The organism is Shewanella putrefaciens, from assembly GCF_016406325.1.
Classification (GTDB): domain Bacteria; phylum Pseudomonadota; class Gammaproteobacteria; order Enterobacterales; family Shewanellaceae; genus Shewanella; species Shewanella putrefaciens.
Genome location: NZ_CP066370.1, coordinates 1,188,520 through 1,206,049 on the forward strand (window position 1 = coordinate 1,188,520; position 17,530 = coordinate 1,206,049).

Below are 17,530 nucleotides of genomic sequence, written 5' to 3' on the forward strand. Positions count from 1 at the left end.
AGTCGGCTCGGATGAGTGGACAAATAAGTGATCAACAATTAGTTGAGCGCGTACAACGGGGAGATAAAAACGCTTTTAACCTGTTAGTGCTTAAATATCAAAGTAAAGTTATCAGCTTGATTTCGCGATACGTGCGTAATCAAGCAGACGTTGCCGATGTAGCACAGGAAGCGTTTATCAAAGCCTATAGAGCTTTGCCAAACTTTCGTGGAGAAAGTGCGTTTTATACCTGGTTGTACCGTATTGCAGTAAACACTGCAAAAAATTATCTCGTATCACAGGGGCGTAGAGCGCCTGCAAATGACGTTGATGCAGAAGATGCCGAATATTATGAAGGTAGTGATGCACTGAAGGAGTTCGCCTCCCCAGAACGGCTAATGTTATCGGATGAAATCAAAAAAGTGATCTTCGATACCTTAGAAACACTGCCAGAAGAATTGCGAATGGCTATCTCGTTGCGTGAACTCGATGGTATGAGTTACGAAGATATTGCCATAGTCATGGATTGCCCCGTTGGGACCGTAAGATCGCGTATCTTCCGTGCCCGAGAGGCTATCGATAAAAAACTCCAGCCTCTACTGGAAGAGTAACACCCTTATATTTAGACAGGTGAACAATGGACAAATTAGGTCAAGAATGGGTATCTGCCGCGGTCGATGGAGAGACTGATGCGCATACCATGGCAGAATTAGTTGCCGATACGCATTCGCATAGTAAGTGGCATAACTATCATATGATAGGGGATGCTATGCGAGGTGAGTTACCTCAGACTATTGTGTTAGATCTTTCCGCTAACATTGCTGCGGCAATTGAGCTTGAACCTGCGATTGTCGCCCCTCGAATTACGGCTCCTGAAATCGGCTCGCCTGCGCAAGTCTCGGTAGATACAGGTAGTAGTCGCGTTGTACCATTATTCAAGCAATTTGGGCAGTATGCTATTGCCGCAACCGTTGCGATGTTTGCGATTGTGGGGGTACAAAATTACAATCAAAATGTTGATGATATGGCATCACCATCTCCGGTATTAATGACTCGCCCATTAGTTGGCAGTGCATCGCCTGTGAGCTTGCAAACTGGCCCTGTGCAACAGAGTCAAGGCTATACTAATGAGCAGATGAATGAGCAACGTCGCAGAATTAATACTTATATCCAAGATCATATGTTGCAACAACGATTGAACACAGGTGTAGTTCTAGAGGACAATAACGAGGTTACCCCCGTTTCTGTTAATAAGTAGTAAGGAGTTAGCTTGCGTCTAATCCTGTTGGCTTTATTAGCCTTGGTATTTCCTGCAATTGCGCAGGAAGATATGCCCGCCAAAGTCTGGCTCGAAAAAATGAGTCAGGCTTTAAAAGAAAAAGAGTTTAAAGCATCAATTATTCAACTTCAGGCCGATCATATTCGGCCTTTGGTTTATATCCATGGTAAGGTTAATAATCAAGAAGTTGCTTTTCTAGAGTACCTTAATGGCCCACCTAAAAATGCCGTTCGAGTGGGTAATAGAGTCACTTTTATTGAGCATGACCAACCTGCCTATAGCATCATATCTAACCATATTCAGGGTGTTTGGCCCGCCGTATTTTCTGCCAATACGGGAGATTTAGAAGTCGGTTACCAGTTTGTTTTGGGTGGTCGAACTCGGATTGCTGGGCGTCCTGGACAAATGATCCGTTTATTACCTAATGATGAATATCGTTATGGTTTTCAAGTTTGGCTCGACATGGATACATTTCTCCCTTTGAGATACGACATGCTGACTCAAGATAAACAATTGCTTGAGCAGATTATGGTGATTGAATTGATTGAGTTTAGTGAGCCTCCCTCTATCTTACAGGAAGCTTATAAGCAAGAGTGGCCCGCGGTTATTGATCAAGCAGAACGTCAAGATGGTCAGAATTGGCAATTTTCTTGGTTACCGGCAGGATTTACAGTGGTTGTTCGAGATCATCATCGCTTAATTGGTAGCCATGAGGCGGTTGAATATATCGCATTGACTGATGGGCTTGCCAATATTTCAGTTTACGTTGCTCGAGCAGGGACAAGCCCATTGCCGGAAGAGTTGATTACCCGTAATGGCCTATCGCTTGTTTCTGAAAAGGTAGGTAATGCAGAAGTTGTTGCCGTCGGTAAAGTTCCTACCGCGACACTCGCTCGCATTGCTAAAAGCCTAACATTGCAATAGGGGCTTGGCTATGATGGAAGAAGTGGCGAGAGTCGTTAGTGCTGATAAGCATGGTTGGTTGACCGTAGAAGTAGAGCTTAAGAGTACCTGTAAAAGTTGTAGTGGCAGTGAATCCTGTGGTACTTCAGCAATTGCTCAGGCATTTTCATCAAAAACACAGCAATTCTCTATTCAAAGTGAGCGTGTTTGTGAGCCTGGCGAGCTATTGAAGCTAGGGCTTCCAGAGAGTGTTATCCTAAAAGCAGCAGCATTGATATACCTTATTCCACTATTTGGATTATTCATTGGCGCTGCTTTAGGGCAGTTTTTAGGCCATCTTTTTGATGTTGATTCTAATCTTTTTGCAATAGCATTAGCCACACTTGGCGCGTTACTTGCGTGGTCATTTGGTAGAGATAAAGCTAAACAGCTTGAAGTTGATGCCCATCCTGTGATTTTGGCTTATTTAGGTGTAGGTGTTAGTTTAGATAAATTATCCGATTAATTTCAATTGATTAAAGTTTTATTTATGGCAATTATCATTCGTGTTAATTGCCATTTTTTGGCATAAATATAACGAGGAGTGAATCTGATTGGTATTAAAACCGCAATCAGGTACAATTTCGCTCCTTTGAACCGTATCCATTTTCAGTATTAGTCATTGCAGCATAATGAAACACATTAGAAACTTCTCAATTATTGCCCATATCGACCACGGTAAATCGACGCTATCAGATCGTCTTATTCAGGTTTGTGGCGGTTTAACCGACCGTGAAATGGATTCTCAAGTGCTCGATTCTATGGATCTTGAGCGTGAGCGTGGTATCACGATTAAGGCACAAAGTGTCACTTTGGATTATAAAGCCAAAGATGGCCAAGTCTATCAACTCAATTTTATTGATACCCCTGGCCACGTTGACTTTTCATATGAGGTGTCACGGTCCTTAGCTGCTTGTGAAGGCGCTTTGCTGGTGGTTGATGCGGGTCAGGGCGTAGAAGCTCAGACATTGGCAAACTGTTATACCGCGCTGGATATGAATCTGGATGTGGTACCTATTTTAAACAAAATTGACTTACCACAAGCCGATCCAGAACGTGTTGCCGCCGAGATTGAAGATATTGTTGGTATTGATGCTATGGATGCGGTGCGTTGTTCGGCTAAAACGGGTGTCGGTGTCGACGATGTTTTAGAAGTCATTGTTGCCAAAATTCCACCGCCAGAAGGCGATCCAGATGCACCACTACAAGCCTTAATCATCGATTCTTGGTTTGATAACTACCTAGGCGTAGTCTCTTTAGTGCGGATTAAACACGGTAGCCTGAAAAAAGGTGACAAGTTTAAGGTGATGTCCACCGGGCAAAATCATACTGCGGATCGCGTGGGTATTTTCACGCCAAAACAGACCGATAAGACTGAACTTAAAACTGGTGAAGTTGGCTTTGTGATCGCGGGTCTGAAGGAAATTCACGGTGCACCCGTGGGTGATACTTTGACCTTAGCAAAAAATGGCGCGGATAAGCCTTTGCCTGGTTTTAAAAAGGTTAAACCGCAGGTATACGCGGGTGTATTCCCGATTTCGACCGATGAATATGAGAACTTCCGCGATGCGCTGAACAAACTCAGTTTGAATGATGCATCATTATTCTTCGAACCAGAAAGTTCATCTGCACTCGGTTTTGGTTTCCGTATTGGCTATTTAGGCCTGCTCCACATGGAGATCGTGCAAGAGCGCTTAGAACGTGAATACAATCTAGAGTTGATCACGACTGCGCCAACCGTAGTGTATGAAGTGGTGATGACCAACGGTGAAACGATTTACGTCGATAACCCGTCTGATTTGCCCGCGATCAACAATATTGAAGAAATGCGTGAGCCGATTGTTGAGGCCAATATTTTAGTGCCAAAAGAATACTTAGGTAACGTGATTACCCTTTGTATTGAAAAGCGTGGTACTCAAGTCAATATGGTTTACCACGGTAACCAAGTAGCTGTGACTTACCATTTGCCAATGGCAGAAGTGGTCATGGACTTTTTTGATCGTCTGAAATCAACCAGTCGTGGTTATGCATCACTCGAATATAACTTTATTCGTTTTGATCCTGCGGACATGGTGCGCTTAGATATCCTTATCAACGGCGACCGTGTTGATGCGCTTGCAATGGTTATCCATAGATCCAATATTCGTCACCGTGGTTTAGCTTTAGTTGAAAAGATGAAAGAGCTAATTCCCCGTCAAATGTTTGATATTGCGATTCAAGCAGCGGTGGGCAGCCAAATTATTGCTCGTTCAACCGTTAAAGCCCTACGTAAAGACGTAACGGCAAAATGTTATGGTGGCGACGTTTCCCGTAAGAAAAAACTCTTAAATAAACAAAAAGAGGGTAAAAAACGGATGAAACAAGTCGGTAACGTTGAAGTGCCACAGGAGGCATTTTTAGCGGTACTTAAGCTCAACGAGTAATCGTGGCCGTGAGCAGTATAATTTAGTTGACTATTGCGCCGCAGTTTGCGGCGCTTTAGTTAGGTTATTGCATGATTCTGTGACGTTTTTAGATAAATGCGGTAAGTTAACTAAAGTTCGATATTCGCTGAGTTAGGAACCTTTAATTTTTCAGGCAGGAGTTCAATAAGCAATGGCAGCCTATTTTTCGATTATTTTAGTATTGGTAACCCTTATTTCGGGGCTTATCTGGTTAGTAGATGTGTTGGTTTTTGCCCCTAAGCGCCGCGATAATTTAGCGTTAGCAAAGGTTTCTCAGGCCAATTTAACTGAAGAAGCTGAGTACCAAATTATTCGTGAGTCGACCATAGTCGAAACTGCGCATTCTATCTTCCCTGTGATTGCCTTTGTGTTGATCCTGCGTTCATTCATTTATGAGCCATTTCAAATTCCATCGGGTTCTATGATGCCAACCCTCTTGGTGGGTGATTTCATTTTGGTGGAAAAATTTAGCTATGGTCTTAAAGATCCTGTATGGCGCACTAAATTAGTCGAAACAGGCGAGCCAAAGCGTGGTGATGTGGTGGTGTTTAAATATCCTGAAAATCCGCAAATTGATTACATCAAGCGTGTAATTGGTTTACCGGGTGATCGCATCATTTACCGCAATAAGCAGTTAATGCTTCAAAAAGCCTGTGGCGCAGAGCAAGTTAATTGTGCTGAACCCGAAGTCGTGGCTCGTACCGAGGTTAGCCGTGGTGATTTTAGTCAAGATGGTGTGCCTTTATTGCGTTATACCGAGCAACTTGGTGATGTTGCCCACGATATTTTAATTAATCCTACCCGTCCTGACATGCTGGGATATTTTAAGCGTGAAGGTAATTTACCCGCAGGTGAATTTGTCGTGCCAGAAGGCCATTATTTCACAATGGGTGATAACCGTGATAACAGTACCGACAGTCGTTTCTGGGGTTTTGTGCCTGAAGAAAACCTAGTAGGTAAAGCGGTAGCGATTTGGATCAGTTTTGAATTTGACCGTTCACAGGCTGGCTTGCTGCCTACTTGGGTGCCAAGCGGCGTGCGTTTTGAGCGTGTAGGTGGAATTAAATAGCATGGAACCGATTAAAAATTTGCCTCGTTTGTGTCGTACTTTGGGCTATGAGTTCACTCAAATTGAACTCTTAACTCAAGCTTTGACCCATAGAAGTGCGGCAAATAAGCACAATGAACGTTTAGAGTTTTTAGGTGATTCGATTTTATCTATCGTAATATCCGACGCACTTTATCATCAGTTTCCTAAGGCGACTGAGGGCGATTTAAGCCGCATGCGTGCAACTTTAGTACGTGGTGATACTTTAACGATCATTGCCCAGGAGTTTAAACTCGGCGATTATTTATATCTCGGCCCCGGTGAATTAAAAAGCGGTGGATTTCGCCGTGAATCGATTCTTGCCGATGCGGTAGAGGCCATTATTGGTGCAATTTATCTCGATTCTGATCTCGAAGTGTGCCGAAAATTACTGCTAACTTGGTATGCCGAGCGTTTAGCTGAGATTCAACCGGGTGTGAGCCAAAAGGATGCCAAAACCTTACTGCAAGAATATTTACAAGGGTTGAAAAAGCCCTTGCCTGACTATCAAGTTATCAACATAGAAGGCGATGCTCACGATCAGACATTTACCGTTGAGTGTCGTATTGAAGACTTGAGTCAAAGCGTGATTGGTGTGGCGAGTTCACGTCGCAAAGCCGAGCAAATCGCGGCCGCTCAAGTATTGGAGTTACTAAAGAAATGACAAAAAAAACAGACTTGCCAGGTATCGATGCTGCAAAAGCTGCAACTGAGCCGAGTTTAGATGAATTACTGGCAAGGATGAATGCGGCTGCGCCAACGCCGTCGGCCCAATACGATGTCACTTATTGCGGTATGGTAGCGATTATTGGTCGCCCTAACGTGGGTAAATCAACTTTGCTCAATCGTTTGCTTGGCCAAAAGATAAGCATTACCTCTAAAAAGCCACAAACGACCCGTCACCGTATTATGGGTATTCATACCGATGGTCCTAAGCAAATCGTGTTTATCGATACGCCAGGACTGCATATTGAAGAGCAGCGGGCGATTAACCGTCTGATGAACCGCGCCGCAGCAAGTTCGCTTGCCGATGTGGCTATGGTGATCTTTGTGGTTGATGGCATGACGTGGACTGCTGATGATGAAATGGTCTTAAGCAAACTACGCCGTGGCGGTGAAGAACGTAAAACCATTCTAGCCATCAATAAAGTGGATAGTATCAAAGATAAAGAAGCGCTTTTTCCCTATTTGGAAGAAGTGGCGAAGAAGTATCCCTTCGATGAAATTTTGCCGATTTCAGCCAGCAAAGGCACCAACGTACAGCGCATTTTAGAATTAGCAGCGTCATCTTTGCCACAAAACCCGTTCTTCTTTCCTGAAGACTATGTTACAGATCGCTCGCAGCGATTTATGGCATCGGAAATTGTGCGTGAAAAACTGATGCGCTTCTTAGGGGATGAATTACCCTATGATGCGACAGTTGAAATTGAGCAGTTTAAGATGATGGAAAATGGCGTTTATCAGATTAATGCCTTGATCCTTGTTGAGCGCGAAGGTCAAAAGCGTATGGTGATCGGTAGCAAAGGCGAACGTATTCGCACTATTGCGACTCAAGCTCGCCTCGATATGGAAACCTTATTTGATAACAAAGTTTTCCTCGAAGTGTGGGTAAAAGTGAAATCCGGTTGGGCCGATGATGAACGTGCCCTACGTAGCTTAGGTTACGGTGACGATTAATTTATTTACCTTTGAGTGCGCTTATCGATGAAACGTGGCTATGTTCTGCATCATCGTCCGTATCGAGAGTCCAGTGTCTTAGTTAACCTTTTAGTTGATGGCATTGGTCGGGTTGATGTGGTTGCCCGAACGGGCAGCGGTAAGCGCTCTATCAAGAGCATTCTCCAACCTTTTCAACCGCTGATCTTTGAATTTAGCGGTAAGTCTGAATTAAAAACCTTAACTCAAGTCGAAGCCGCAGCGCCTGCCGTGCCTCTTTCCGGTCAGAGCCTGTTTGCTGGCATGTATATCAATGAGTTATTGGTACGTACGTTATCTGTGCAGCACAACGCTGAAGCGTTATTTCTCATTTATCATCGAGCCTTAGTCGGCCTTGCCGCGAGGTTTTGCCAATCCCAGCTGCGTTATATTGAACTCGCCTTACTGCAAGAGTTAGGCGCAATGCCATCCCTTAGCCGCGATACTTTGGGGGAGCCACTGGTTCCTGACGATTATTACCAACTCGTGCCTGAATTAGGCTTTCAATTTGTGCTCAACTCCCGTGCTCGCAACGCCTATCAAGGTGCCATGCTGATGGCGCTTAACGATAATCAACTCACAGAGGCGCAATTTTTGAGCGCTAAGTTATTGATGCGCTCATTGTTAACGCCATTACTCGGGACTAAACCTCTGCTCAGTCGACAATTGTTCGTGAGCTCTGCCGCGCCAACTAAGATTGATGGGAATAATTCGCCCTAACTCCTGTTTTTAGCGTGAGCTTCAGTGTTTTTTTGTGTGAGCCTAAGTACAATAGGCCGCAATATCAGCGTTAAACATTAAGGAGTTCCCGATGAGCCGTATCTTATTGGGCGTGAATATCGACCATATTGCTACTCTGCGCCAAGCCCGTGGCACCAGTTATCCCGATCCTGTGCATGCAGCTGCCGTTGCTGAACATGCTGGCGCCGATGGCATCACTATCCATTTGCGTGAAGACCGACGCCATATCATAGACCGCGATGTATATCTGTTGGCAAAAACCTTGAAAACCCGCATGAATTTTGAATGTGCGGTGACCGAAGAAATGCTTAACATCGCCTGTGAAATTAAGCCGACTTATGTCTGTTTAGTGCCAGAAAAACGCCAAGAAGTCACCACTGAGGGTGGTTTAGATGTGGCGGGGCAGTTAGATAAAATCACTGCTGCAGTGACTCGTTTAACTGCTGAGGGTATTCAAGTCTCCTTATTTATCGATGCCGATAAAACCCAAATTGATGCCGCTGTTGCTTCTGGTGCACCGCTTATTGAAATTCATACGGGCTGTTATGCCGATGCTAAAACTGAAGCGGAAGAAGCTATTGAGTTAGCGCGTATCAGCGAAATGGCTAAATACGCCCATGGCAAAGGCTTAGTGGTGAATGCCGGCCATGGTTTGCATTATCACAACGTGAAACCGATTGCGGCGATTCCTGAGTTATATGAGCTCAATATCGGTCATGCGATTGTCGCACGTGCTGCCATTGACGGTTTAGCTACGGCAGTGAAAGACATGAAAGCGTTAATGCTTGAAGGTCGCCGAGGCGAATAATGGCGATAGTCGGCCTAGGCACTGATATTGTCGAGATTGAGCGTATTGAGGCTCATGTTGCGCGTTCTGGCGACAAGCTGGCTAGACGCGTGCTGACTGAGGCTGAATTGGCGATTTATATCGCCCATAGTCAGCCGAATCGCTATCTTGCTAAACGATTTGCGGCAAAAGAAGCAGCCGCTAAAGCGTTAGGGACCGGTATTGGCCGTGGAGTGTCTTTTCAACACATTCATATTGGTAATACGCCAGATGGTGCGCCCACTATTCGCTTTACCGATGGAGCGCAGCAGCGTTTGGCTTTCCTCAATGGTGTTTTTGGACATATTTCGATCGCGGATGAAAAGTCCTATGCCATTGCGACTGTGATCCTCGAATCGTGCTGATATCTTATGTTTGATGATGCAGGGAGCTTTATGCTCCCTTTTTACTGCTTTGTGTTTGATTGTAATATTTTTGTTACTTATGCTGTTCAGTCGATTATTTTTGGGCTAGTTTATGGTCTAGGCGTCATGTATGGCGCAAATTTATAGGAACCAGAAACGTATAGGGACAGAGCAAAAGGAGCCCAAGATGAAATCCGCCGCAGAGCAGTTATCAACCTACAAAAGTGTGCATCTAAATCATCGTAATATTCAGACCCATTTTGTGGGTATCCCACTGATTATTTGGTCTGCTTTTTTATTATTGGCGACAATCCGCATACCATTGGGGAGTTTGGGTGACATCAGTTTAGGTCTCGTTTTAGGGGGACTCGTGCTGGTTTATTATGTGCGTCTACATGTTAAGTTGGCACTAGGCTTGACTCTTTTTTTGATCCCAGTGCTTTATACTACTGAGCTTGTTGCTCATTTTTCCTATGCCGTTTGGTTAGCCTTAGCCCTCTTTATTGTCGGATGGATATTTCAATTAATTGGTCATCGATATGAAAAAGCTAAGCCTGCATTTGTGGATGACTTAAATCAGTTATTAATTGGGCCGTTTTTTTAATGGCAGAAGTCTACTTTATGCTTGGACTAGAAAAGTCACTTAATGAGCAAATCACGGCAGTCGCAATTGAAAAGCGTCGTATGCTTGAGGCGCAAAAAAGCAAATAAATTTCGTGGTGCACAAAATCGGCTAAACCATTAAGCCGATTTTGTTTAATTGATGAAAGCTAAGCTAACGAGGTGGATGGTAATGTAGAGGAATAACGCGCACTGTTTTTACCATGTTATCGGCAACTTCTATGACTTCTATCGGATAGCCTGCGAGGCGTAAGCTAGTGTTTTCTGAAGGAATATCTTCTAGGTATTCTAAAATTAGCCCATTAAGTGTCTTAGGCCCATCTGTTGGAAAATCCCACTTCATTTCTTTATTTAAATCACGAATTGTAATGCTAGCATCCACTAAATAGCTGCCATCCTGCTGCACAGTAATATCTTCACTTGGTGCTGTAACCATCGAAGTGGTGAAATCGCCTACAATTTCTTCTAGGATATCTTCCAGCGTTACTAAGCCTTGAATATCGCCATATTCGTCAACCACCAAACCAATCCGTTCTTTATTTTGTTGAAAATTAGCTAGTTGGACATTAAGCGGTGTTCCTTCTGGAATAAAATAAAGCTCTTTTACTGCGCGGAGCAGTGATGATTTACTAAATTGTTTTTTTGATTGTAGGCGTAATGCATCGCGTAAATGGATAAAACCCACCGCATCGTCAATCGTATCGCGGTACACCAATACTCGAGTATGGGGACTTTGGATAACTTGGCGATTGATAACCTTAAACTCATCATTCACATTGATCGCATAGAGATCAGAGCGTGGCACCATAATATCTTCAACGGTGACTTTCTCTAAGTCCAAAATAGATAACAACATTTCTTGGTGACGTTGGGGGATAAGTGCTCCGGCCTCATGTACGACAGTACGTAATTCTTCTTGGCTTAAGGCATCGCTGCTATTAACGGTTTTAATGCCCATTAAACGTAGAAATCCGGAGGTGATTAAATTAACTCCCTTTACCAATGGTGCTAATAAGACTAACAACCAACGTAAGAGTACACTGGATGGGAAGGCAATCCGCTCAGGATTCAAGGCGGCGATAGTTTTAGGCGTAACTTCGGCAAAGACTAACACGACTAAGGTGAGCACCCCTGTTGCAATGGCAACACCTAAATCTCCCCAAAGTCGCATTCCTATGATAGTCGCAATAGCAGAAGCTAATATATTGACTAAGTTATTGCCGATCAGGATAAGGCCGATAAGTCGATCTGGTCGTTCTAACAATTTTAATGCCCGTATAGCGCCTTTATGGCCATTGGAGGCGAGGTGTCTTAAACGATAACGATTGAGGGTCATCATGGCGGTTTCTGAGCCTGAAAAATAGGCGGAGAACATGATGAGCACTAGTAGGAAAATAAGGAGTGCGCTTGTCGATATAGCGTCCAAAAATAGGCTCCAATATGGCCAGTAAACTTAAGTAGATACCGATATTTAAAAAAGTGTCAAGTCAGTTAAGACCTTTACGATCTCAACTGACTTAACATTATTAACTGAGGATCAACTCTTTGACAATTCGTGCTCCAAAATAAGCGAGCGTCAGCAGGCCTGCACCTGTAAGGGTATAAATGACAGCAGTACGAATTTTACAACCGACCCAGTATTGTTGCCACAGCATAGTGATATACACAAACCACGCCATTATTGACAGTATGGCTTTGTGGCCTTTGCCATCGGCAAACATATCATCGAGGAAGATGAACCCTGTCGCTAGCGATAAACTGAGCAAAATCACCCCAATAATCACGAGATGATAAAGCTGTTTCTCAACTGTCATTAGTGGGGGAATACCGGGACTTAGCATCAATTGTTTTTTCTTGAGCTTGTTTTGGATCATGGCGAGTTGTATTGCATACAAAGCGGCAATCATTAATGCGCTATAGGCCATAAGTGACAAGACAACGTGAGCTAACACTTCGGGATAAAGTTCAAAATGGATGATAAATTTAGGTGGTAATAGCCAAAGTAGGGCTACAGATAACACAGAACAGGCATAGACCACGGGGACGACAACAATCACTTTAAGCCTAAACATCAACACAGTGAAAGTGAAGGCGATAATCCAGTTTACGAGTGAGATGACATTCGTCAGGCTAAAATTTTGGCCGTCTGTAGTGAAAATTCCCTGCGAAAGGGCTGCAGCATGCAATATCACGGCAATCGATGCGACACCTGCAACGGCTCTACGATTTGGACCTTCGGGATGAAAAAGTCGGCTTGTCACTAATACCAACGCAATGCAATAAAAAAACATGGCTGAGGCAGAAAAGATGACCATGGGTAATTAACCTATTTTGTGTTGTTAAAGGTGCCTTAAATTCCCGCTGAATCTTGCATCTTCAGGTTGTTTGGGTATTAACTGGGCAGACAGATCAAAATTTTATTTAGAATAACATGGGCTGCCAGTAAATGGGCAGTGACTTGAGTTGCAAAATTTAGCAGATTCTTGTTGTTAATCATAAATAATTCGTAATTACCACTAAAACATGAGTCTGTGCGAGTAAAATACGCAAGTGCCATCAAGATTTTTGTGGCAGTAGCATAATGCGCCCGCATCGTTATAATACAGGCATTAATCGAGATTCTTAAAGGTATAGAACAGGACGATGTTTGAGAACCTAACCGACAGACTGTCACGCACGCTGAAAAATATCAGTGGCCGTGGTCGCTTAACCGAAGAAAACGTTAAGGAAACCCTGCGCGAAGTGCGTATGGCACTGCTGGAGGCGGATGTTGCCCTGCCTGTGGTGCGTGAATTTGTTAACAATGTGAAAGAACGTGCCGTTGGCCAAGAAGTGGCTAAAAGCTTAAGCCCTGGTCAAGCCTTTATTAAGATTGTTCAAAGCGAACTTGAAAAATCCATGGGCGAAGCGAACGAAGCCCTCGATTTAGCCACTCAACCGCCAGCCGTATTAATGATGGCGGGTCTGCAAGGTGCCGGTAAAACGACTAGCGTCGCCAAGCTTGGTAAATTGCTGCGCACTCGCCATAAGAAATCCGTATTAGTCGTTAGTGCAGACGTATATCGTCCAGCAGCGATTAAGCAGCTTGAAACCTTAGCCGCTGAGGTCGATGTCGAGTTTTTCCCATCGGATGTGAGTCAAAAACCGATAGATATTGCGAAAGCGGCTATTGCCCACGCAAAACTGAAATTTATTGATGTAGTGATCATCGATACGGCGGGTCGTCTACACGTCGACGAAGCCATGATGGATGAAATCAAGGCACTTCACGCTGCGGTTAAACCTATCGAAACACTATTTGTTGTCGATGCGATGACAGGGCAAGATGCGGCAAACACCGCTAAGGCCTTTAATGAAGCTTTGCCATTGACTGGGGTTATCTTAACCAAAGTCGATGGTGATGCCCGCGGTGGTGCGGCGTTATCGATTCGCCACATTACGGGCAAGCCGATTAAATTCCTTGGTGTGGGTGAAAAGACAGACGCGTTAGAGCCATTCCACCCAGACCGTATCGCTTCACGCATTTTGGGCATGGGCGATGTGTTATCGCTTATCGAAGAAGTTGAACGTGGCGTCGATAAAGAAAAGGCCATGAAACTCGCATCGAAAGTGAAGCAAGGTGGCAGTTTCGATTTAGAAGATTTCCGTGAACAGTTACAGCAAATGAAAAACATGGGCGGTATGATGAACATGCTGGAAAAACTGCCAGGTGTTGGTCAGTTGCCGCCTGAAGCCCTCGCGCAAATTCAAGATGGCAAGATGACCGGCCAAATGGAAGCTATCATTAATTCGATGACTTCCAAGGAGCGTAAAAACCCTGATTTAATTAAGGGCTCACGCAAGCGTCGTATTGCTGCTGGTTCTGGCACGCAAATTCAAGACGTAAACCGTTTATTGAAACAGTTTACTCAAATGCAAAAGATGATGAAAAAAATGTCGGCCAAGGGCGGCATGCAAAAAATGATGCGCGGAATGCGTGGCATGATGCCGGGCGGTATGAAATTTCCAGGACGTTAATCCTACCTATTTTTACTAAAGTTAATGCATTATCAGTTGGTTGATTCTGACTATGATGACGAAGGCATCAAAGGGGCAGGTTTAATAATCGCCAGATTGGGTTGCATTCGTTGAAAAGTCAGGTAAAATCTTCCGGCTTTCTATCTGGGACTCTTCGCGAACACGGGGTTCCAGTTTTTATTTTTGCTTCAAGCAAATCATTAGAGGATTGAAAACGCATGGTTACCATTCGTTTAGCTCGTGGCGGCGCTAAAAAGCGTCCATTTTACAACATCGTTGTTGCTGACAGCCGTAACGCTCGTGATGGTCGTTTCATTGAGCGTGTTGGTTTCTTCAACCCATTGGCCCGTGGCCAAGAAGAAACTTTACGTTTAGATCTAGCACGCGTTGAGCACTGGGTTTCTAACGGTGCTGCTACAACAGAACGTGTAGCAAAATTGATCAAAGACGCTCGTAAAGCAACTGCTTAATAGCGTTAAGGTATAGATTGATGAGCAGTAACCAACAGCCAGTCGTACTGGGGAAATTAGGCTCCTGTCATGGCATTAAAGGTTGGCTGAGAATCACCGCCTATACCGATTCTGTTGAAGGTATCTTTGATTATTCACCTTGGCTTATTAAAGAAAATGGTGAATGGCGGGAAGTAAAGGTCACTCAGTGGCGATACCAAGGTAAGGCAGTTGTTGCCGAGCTTGAAGGTGTCAATACCCGGGAGCAAGCGCAAATGCTCACAAATTGTGAGATAGCGATTTTACCGGAACAGATGGATGCATTGCCAGAAGATGAATTCTATTGGCGTGATCTTATCGGTTGCGAAGTGGTCAATACAACAGGTTATAACATGGGGATCGTCGATCAGATCGTGGAAACAGGATCGAATGACGTATTACTGGTTAAAGCCAACGCTAAAGATAGTTTCGGCAAAGTGGAACGTATGATCCCCTTTGTCCCTGAGCAATTCATCAAAACGGTGGATGTGCAAGGTAAACAGATTTTAGTGGATTGGGATCCTGACTTCTAAGTCGAGGTACAACAGATGTGGTTAGGGGTAATAACCCTGTTCCCAGAGATGTTTCGTGCCGTTACAGACTTTGGTGTTACGGGTCGAGCCGTGAAAAACGGCCTGCTTGAGTTGCACACGTGGAATCCCCGTGATTTCACCCATGATAGACATAATACGGTAGATGACAGGCCTTACGGCGGTGGTCCCGGCATGTTGATGATGGTGCAACCCTTACGCGATGCCATTCATGCTGCGAAAGCAGCTGCAGGCGAAGAGGCAAAGGTGATTTATTTGTCACCTCAAGGACGCAAGCTGGATCAGCAAGGCGTGACTGAGTTGGCTAAATCATCCCGGTTGATTTTGGTGTGTGGTCGGTACGAAGGTATTGATGAGCGCATCATTCAAACGGAAGTGGATGAAGAATGGTCGGTTGGGGATTACGTGCTTTCGGGCGGCGAATTACCTGCGATGACCATGATAGATGCAGTATCGAGATTGGTTCCTGGTGTGCTAGGAAAACAAGCTTCGGCGGAGCAAGATTCTTTCTCCGACGGTTTACTGGATTGTCCTCATTACACTCGCCCTGAAAGCCTTGATGGACTCGATGTACCCGCAGTGCTGCTAAGTGGCAACCACGAACAAATTAGACTCTGGCGTTTACAGCAAAGCCTTGGTAGGACTTTACTGCGACGACCAGAATTATTGCAAAATCTAGCTCTGACTGACGAACAATCGACTCTTTTAGCGCAGTTCGTTGAAGCAATGGACAAGCATGCTTAGTCGTAGCTCAGTTAATTCTAGAACGGAGTAAGTTATGAACAACATCATTAAAATGCTCAACGATGAGCAAATGAAACAAGACGTTCCTGCGTTTGGTGCTGGTGATACAGTAGTCGTTCAGGTTCGTGTTAAAGAAGGTGACAAAGAGCGTTTACAGGCTTTCGAAGGCGTTGTAATTGCTAAACGTAACCGTGGTCTGCACTCTGCATTCACAGTACGTAAAATCTCTAATGGTGAAGGTGTTGAGCGTGCATTCCAAACGCACAGCCCTCTGATCGCAAGCATTGAAGTTAAGCGTCGTGGCCGCGTTCGTCGCGCCAAACTGTACTACTTACGTGATCGTTCAGGTAAATCTGCACGTATCCGTGAGAAATTGGCAACTAAATAATAGTTCCAGTTACAGAAAACAAGACGTAGTGTTCGCACAGAAAACCGCCCTAGTGGCGGTTTTTTGTTTTTACTGTTTAATTCTTCCTTGATCTTAATTTTGTTTACAGGCATAGTTGTCGCCTTGTTGTAATGGTGTAGCGTTACAGTATTGCGACTGGGTAGGGAATACTTTTCCTTATTCCTCATGGACATTGAGTGATTTGAACTTGTGCTCCAAATTATTCCGAATTAATAGCCTCAGGTGGTAAGCATGCAGCAGGATACGATTAACAACGTACACATCAGTTCAGAGAAAGTCTTAATCACGCCGCAAGAGCTTAAAAATGCCTTGCCACTGTCTGAGCATGCCTATCGTTATATTCTTAATGCCCGTAAAACTGTGGCTGATATTGTCCATAAACGTGATAACCGTGTGTTGATTGTGGCGGGACCTTGCTCCATACATGATATCGCCGCTGCAAAAGAATATGCTTTAAGGCTTAAAACTCTGCACGATGAACTCAGTGATGAGTTTTACATCTTAATGCGAGTCTACTTTGAAAAGCCGCGTACTACGGTCGGTTGGAAGGGCATGATTAACGACCCCGATATGGACGAATCCTTCGATGTCGAAAAAGGCTTAAAGATGGCGCGTGAACTGATGATTTGGCTCGCCGAGCTTGAGCTGCCCGTCGCCACTGAAGCACTCGATCCTATTAGCCCACAATACATTTCTGAATTAGTCACTTGGTCTGCTATTGGCGCTCGCACCACTGAATCGCAAACCCATAGGGAAATGGCATCGGGTCTGTCTATGCCGGTGGGCTTTAAAAATGGCACCGATGGTAAGCTCGATGTAGCGATTAATGCGCTAAAATCGGCGGCCAGTAGCCACAGATTTATGGGCATAAATCAACAGGGCCAAGTAGCGCTATTGCAAACTGCAGGTAATCCAGATGGACATGTGATTTTACGTGGTGGTGCAATGCCCAACTATGATGCGGCGAGTGTGGCAGAATGTGAGGCGCAGCTTCATAAAGCCAAACTTAATGCCCGCCTTATTATCGATTGCAGCCATGGCAATTCTTCTAAGGATTACACGCGGCAGATACCTGTGTGTGAAGATGTTTTTGCGCAGATCTACAATGGTAACAAGTCCATTATCGGGGTGATGTTAGAAAGTCACCTAAATGAAGGCAATCAAAGTTGTGATAGGCCATTAAGCGAGCTAGCTTACGGTGTTTCTGTGACAGATTCTTGTATTAATTGGGAAAAAACAGAAACTGTTTTACGTCAAGGCGCTGCGAAGTTATCTTCAATACTTCCAACGCGTTTCGATATGCTTAAGGTCGCTAACGCTTAAATTGGCAACAGCTTAATGG

General features: G+C 44.4%; 19 protein-coding genes and 1 pseudogene. 18 read left to right on the top strand and 2 right to left on the bottom strand.

The genetic code is table 11. From position 1 onward, the window contains the following. Window positions 1-11: 11 nt before the first annotated feature. The 12 genes and pseudogenes from rpoE to JEZ96_RS05440 all read left to right on the top strand — a co-directional run bounded on the left by rpoE (window position 12) and on the right by JEZ96_RS05440 (window position 10,069). A complete protein-coding gene (rpoE, locus tag JEZ96_RS05385; protein ID WP_011790280.1) occupies window positions 12-590 on the top strand; it encodes an RNA polymerase sigma factor RpoE in 579 nt (192 codons plus the stop codon). 26 nt (window positions 591-616) lie between these two features. Next, window positions 617-1,237: a sigma-E factor negative regulatory protein gene (locus JEZ96_RS05390; protein ID WP_011790279.1), complete on the top strand. Its 621-nt coding sequence runs from the start codon at window positions 617-619 to the stop codon at window positions 1,235-1,237. A gap of 12 nt (window positions 1,238-1,249) precedes the next feature. After that, window positions 1,250-2,182, top strand: a complete 933-nt coding sequence (locus JEZ96_RS05395; protein ID WP_011790278.1) for a MucB/RseB C-terminal domain-containing protein — start codon at window positions 1,250-1,252, stop codon at window positions 2,180-2,182. A 10-nt stretch (window positions 2,183-2,192) separates the two neighbouring features. Further along, a complete protein-coding gene (locus JEZ96_RS05400) occupies window positions 2,193-2,666 on the top strand; it encodes a SoxR reducing system RseC family protein (protein ID WP_025007378.1) in 474 nt (157 codons plus the stop codon). A 166-nt stretch (window positions 2,667-2,832) separates the two neighbouring features. Continuing rightward, window positions 2,833-4,623 (top strand): translation elongation factor 4, encoded by a 1,791-nt coding sequence (lepA, locus tag JEZ96_RS05405; protein ID WP_011918889.1) that lies wholly within the window; start codon window positions 2,833-2,835, stop codon window positions 4,621-4,623. A gap of 172 nt (window positions 4,624-4,795) precedes the next feature. Then, window positions 4,796-5,713, top strand: coding sequence for a signal peptidase I (lepB, locus tag JEZ96_RS05410; RefSeq protein ID WP_061782655.1), 918 nt, complete (start codon window positions 4,796-4,798; stop codon window positions 5,711-5,713). Window position 5,714: 1 nt separating this feature from the next. Further along, window positions 5,715-6,395, top strand: a complete 681-nt coding sequence (rnc, locus tag JEZ96_RS05415) for a ribonuclease III (protein WP_011790274.1) — start codon at window positions 5,715-5,717, stop codon at window positions 6,393-6,395. Beyond that, window positions 6,392-7,408, top strand: a complete 1,017-nt coding sequence (gene era / locus JEZ96_RS05420; protein WP_025007379.1) for a GTPase Era — start codon at window positions 6,392-6,394, stop codon at window positions 7,406-7,408. The genes rnc and era overlap by 4 nt, the downstream gene beginning before the upstream one ends. 27 nt (window positions 7,409-7,435) lie before the next feature. After that, window positions 7,436-8,146 (top strand): DNA repair protein RecO, encoded by a 711-nt coding sequence (gene recO, locus JEZ96_RS05425; protein WP_025007380.1) that lies wholly within the window; start codon window positions 7,436-7,438, stop codon window positions 8,144-8,146. Between the two features lie 91 nt (window positions 8,147-8,237). Next, window positions 8,238-8,975, top strand: a complete 738-nt coding sequence (pdxJ, locus tag JEZ96_RS05430; RefSeq protein ID WP_025007381.1) for a pyridoxine 5'-phosphate synthase — start codon at window positions 8,238-8,240, stop codon at window positions 8,973-8,975. After that, complete coding sequence (acpS, locus tag JEZ96_RS05435; RefSeq protein ID WP_025007382.1) at window positions 8,975-9,358, top strand: holo-ACP synthase; 384 nt, start codon at window positions 8,975-8,977, stop codon at window positions 9,356-9,358. The genes pdxJ and acpS overlap by 1 nt, the downstream gene beginning before the upstream one ends. A 187-nt stretch (window positions 9,359-9,545) precedes the next feature. After that, window positions 9,546-10,069 (top strand): annotated as a pseudogene (locus JEZ96_RS05440) (Mpo1 family 2-hydroxy fatty acid dioxygenase). Between the two features lie 64 nt (window positions 10,070-10,133). Here the strand turns inward: JEZ96_RS05440 and JEZ96_RS05445 are convergent. Further along, window positions 10,134-11,405 carry an HlyC/CorC family transporter gene (locus JEZ96_RS05445; RefSeq protein WP_011790268.1) on the bottom strand — a complete coding sequence of 424 codons (1,272 nt, stop codon included), beginning with the start codon at window positions 11,403-11,405 and terminating at the stop codon, window positions 10,134-10,136. A 100-nt stretch (window positions 11,406-11,505) separates the two neighbouring features. Further along, complete coding sequence (locus JEZ96_RS05450) at window positions 11,506-12,294, bottom strand: cytochrome C assembly family protein (RefSeq protein ID WP_011790267.1); 789 nt, start codon at window positions 12,292-12,294, stop codon at window positions 11,506-11,508. Between the two features lie 328 nt (window positions 12,295-12,622). On the opposite strand from JEZ96_RS05450, the gene ffh reads away from it, so the two are divergent. The 6 genes from ffh (at window position 12,623) to JEZ96_RS05480 (ending at window position 17,511) form a co-directional block, all read left to right on the top strand. Then, window positions 12,623-13,996 (top strand): signal recognition particle protein, encoded by a 1,374-nt coding sequence (ffh, locus tag JEZ96_RS05455; RefSeq protein WP_011790266.1) that lies wholly within the window; start codon window positions 12,623-12,625, stop codon window positions 13,994-13,996. Between the two features lie 218 nt (window positions 13,997-14,214). Then, window positions 14,215-14,466: a 30S ribosomal protein S16 gene (rpsP, locus tag JEZ96_RS05460; RefSeq protein ID WP_011790265.1), complete on the top strand. Its 252-nt coding sequence runs from the start codon at window positions 14,215-14,217 to the stop codon at window positions 14,464-14,466. A 20-nt stretch (window positions 14,467-14,486) separates the two neighbouring features. Next, window positions 14,487-15,017: a ribosome maturation factor RimM gene (rimM, locus tag JEZ96_RS05465; protein WP_011790264.1), complete on the top strand. Its 531-nt coding sequence runs from the start codon at window positions 14,487-14,489 to the stop codon at window positions 15,015-15,017. Between the two features lie 15 nt (window positions 15,018-15,032). After that, complete coding sequence (gene trmD / locus JEZ96_RS05470) at window positions 15,033-15,779, top strand: tRNA (guanosine(37)-N1)-methyltransferase TrmD (RefSeq protein ID WP_011790263.1); 747 nt, start codon at window positions 15,033-15,035, stop codon at window positions 15,777-15,779. A 34-nt stretch (window positions 15,780-15,813) separates the two neighbouring features. Further along, the gene (gene rplS, locus JEZ96_RS05475) at window positions 15,814-16,167 is read left to right on the top strand and encodes a 50S ribosomal protein L19 (RefSeq protein ID WP_006080791.1); all 354 of its coding nucleotides are present in this window, start codon (window positions 15,814-15,816) and stop codon (window positions 16,165-16,167) included. Window positions 16,168-16,419: 252 nt separating this feature from the next. Next, window positions 16,420-17,511 (top strand): 3-deoxy-7-phosphoheptulonate synthase, encoded by a 1,092-nt coding sequence (locus tag JEZ96_RS05480; protein ID WP_011918895.1) that lies wholly within the window; start codon window positions 16,420-16,422, stop codon window positions 17,509-17,511. The last annotated feature ends 19 nt before the right edge of the window (window positions 17,512-17,530 follow it).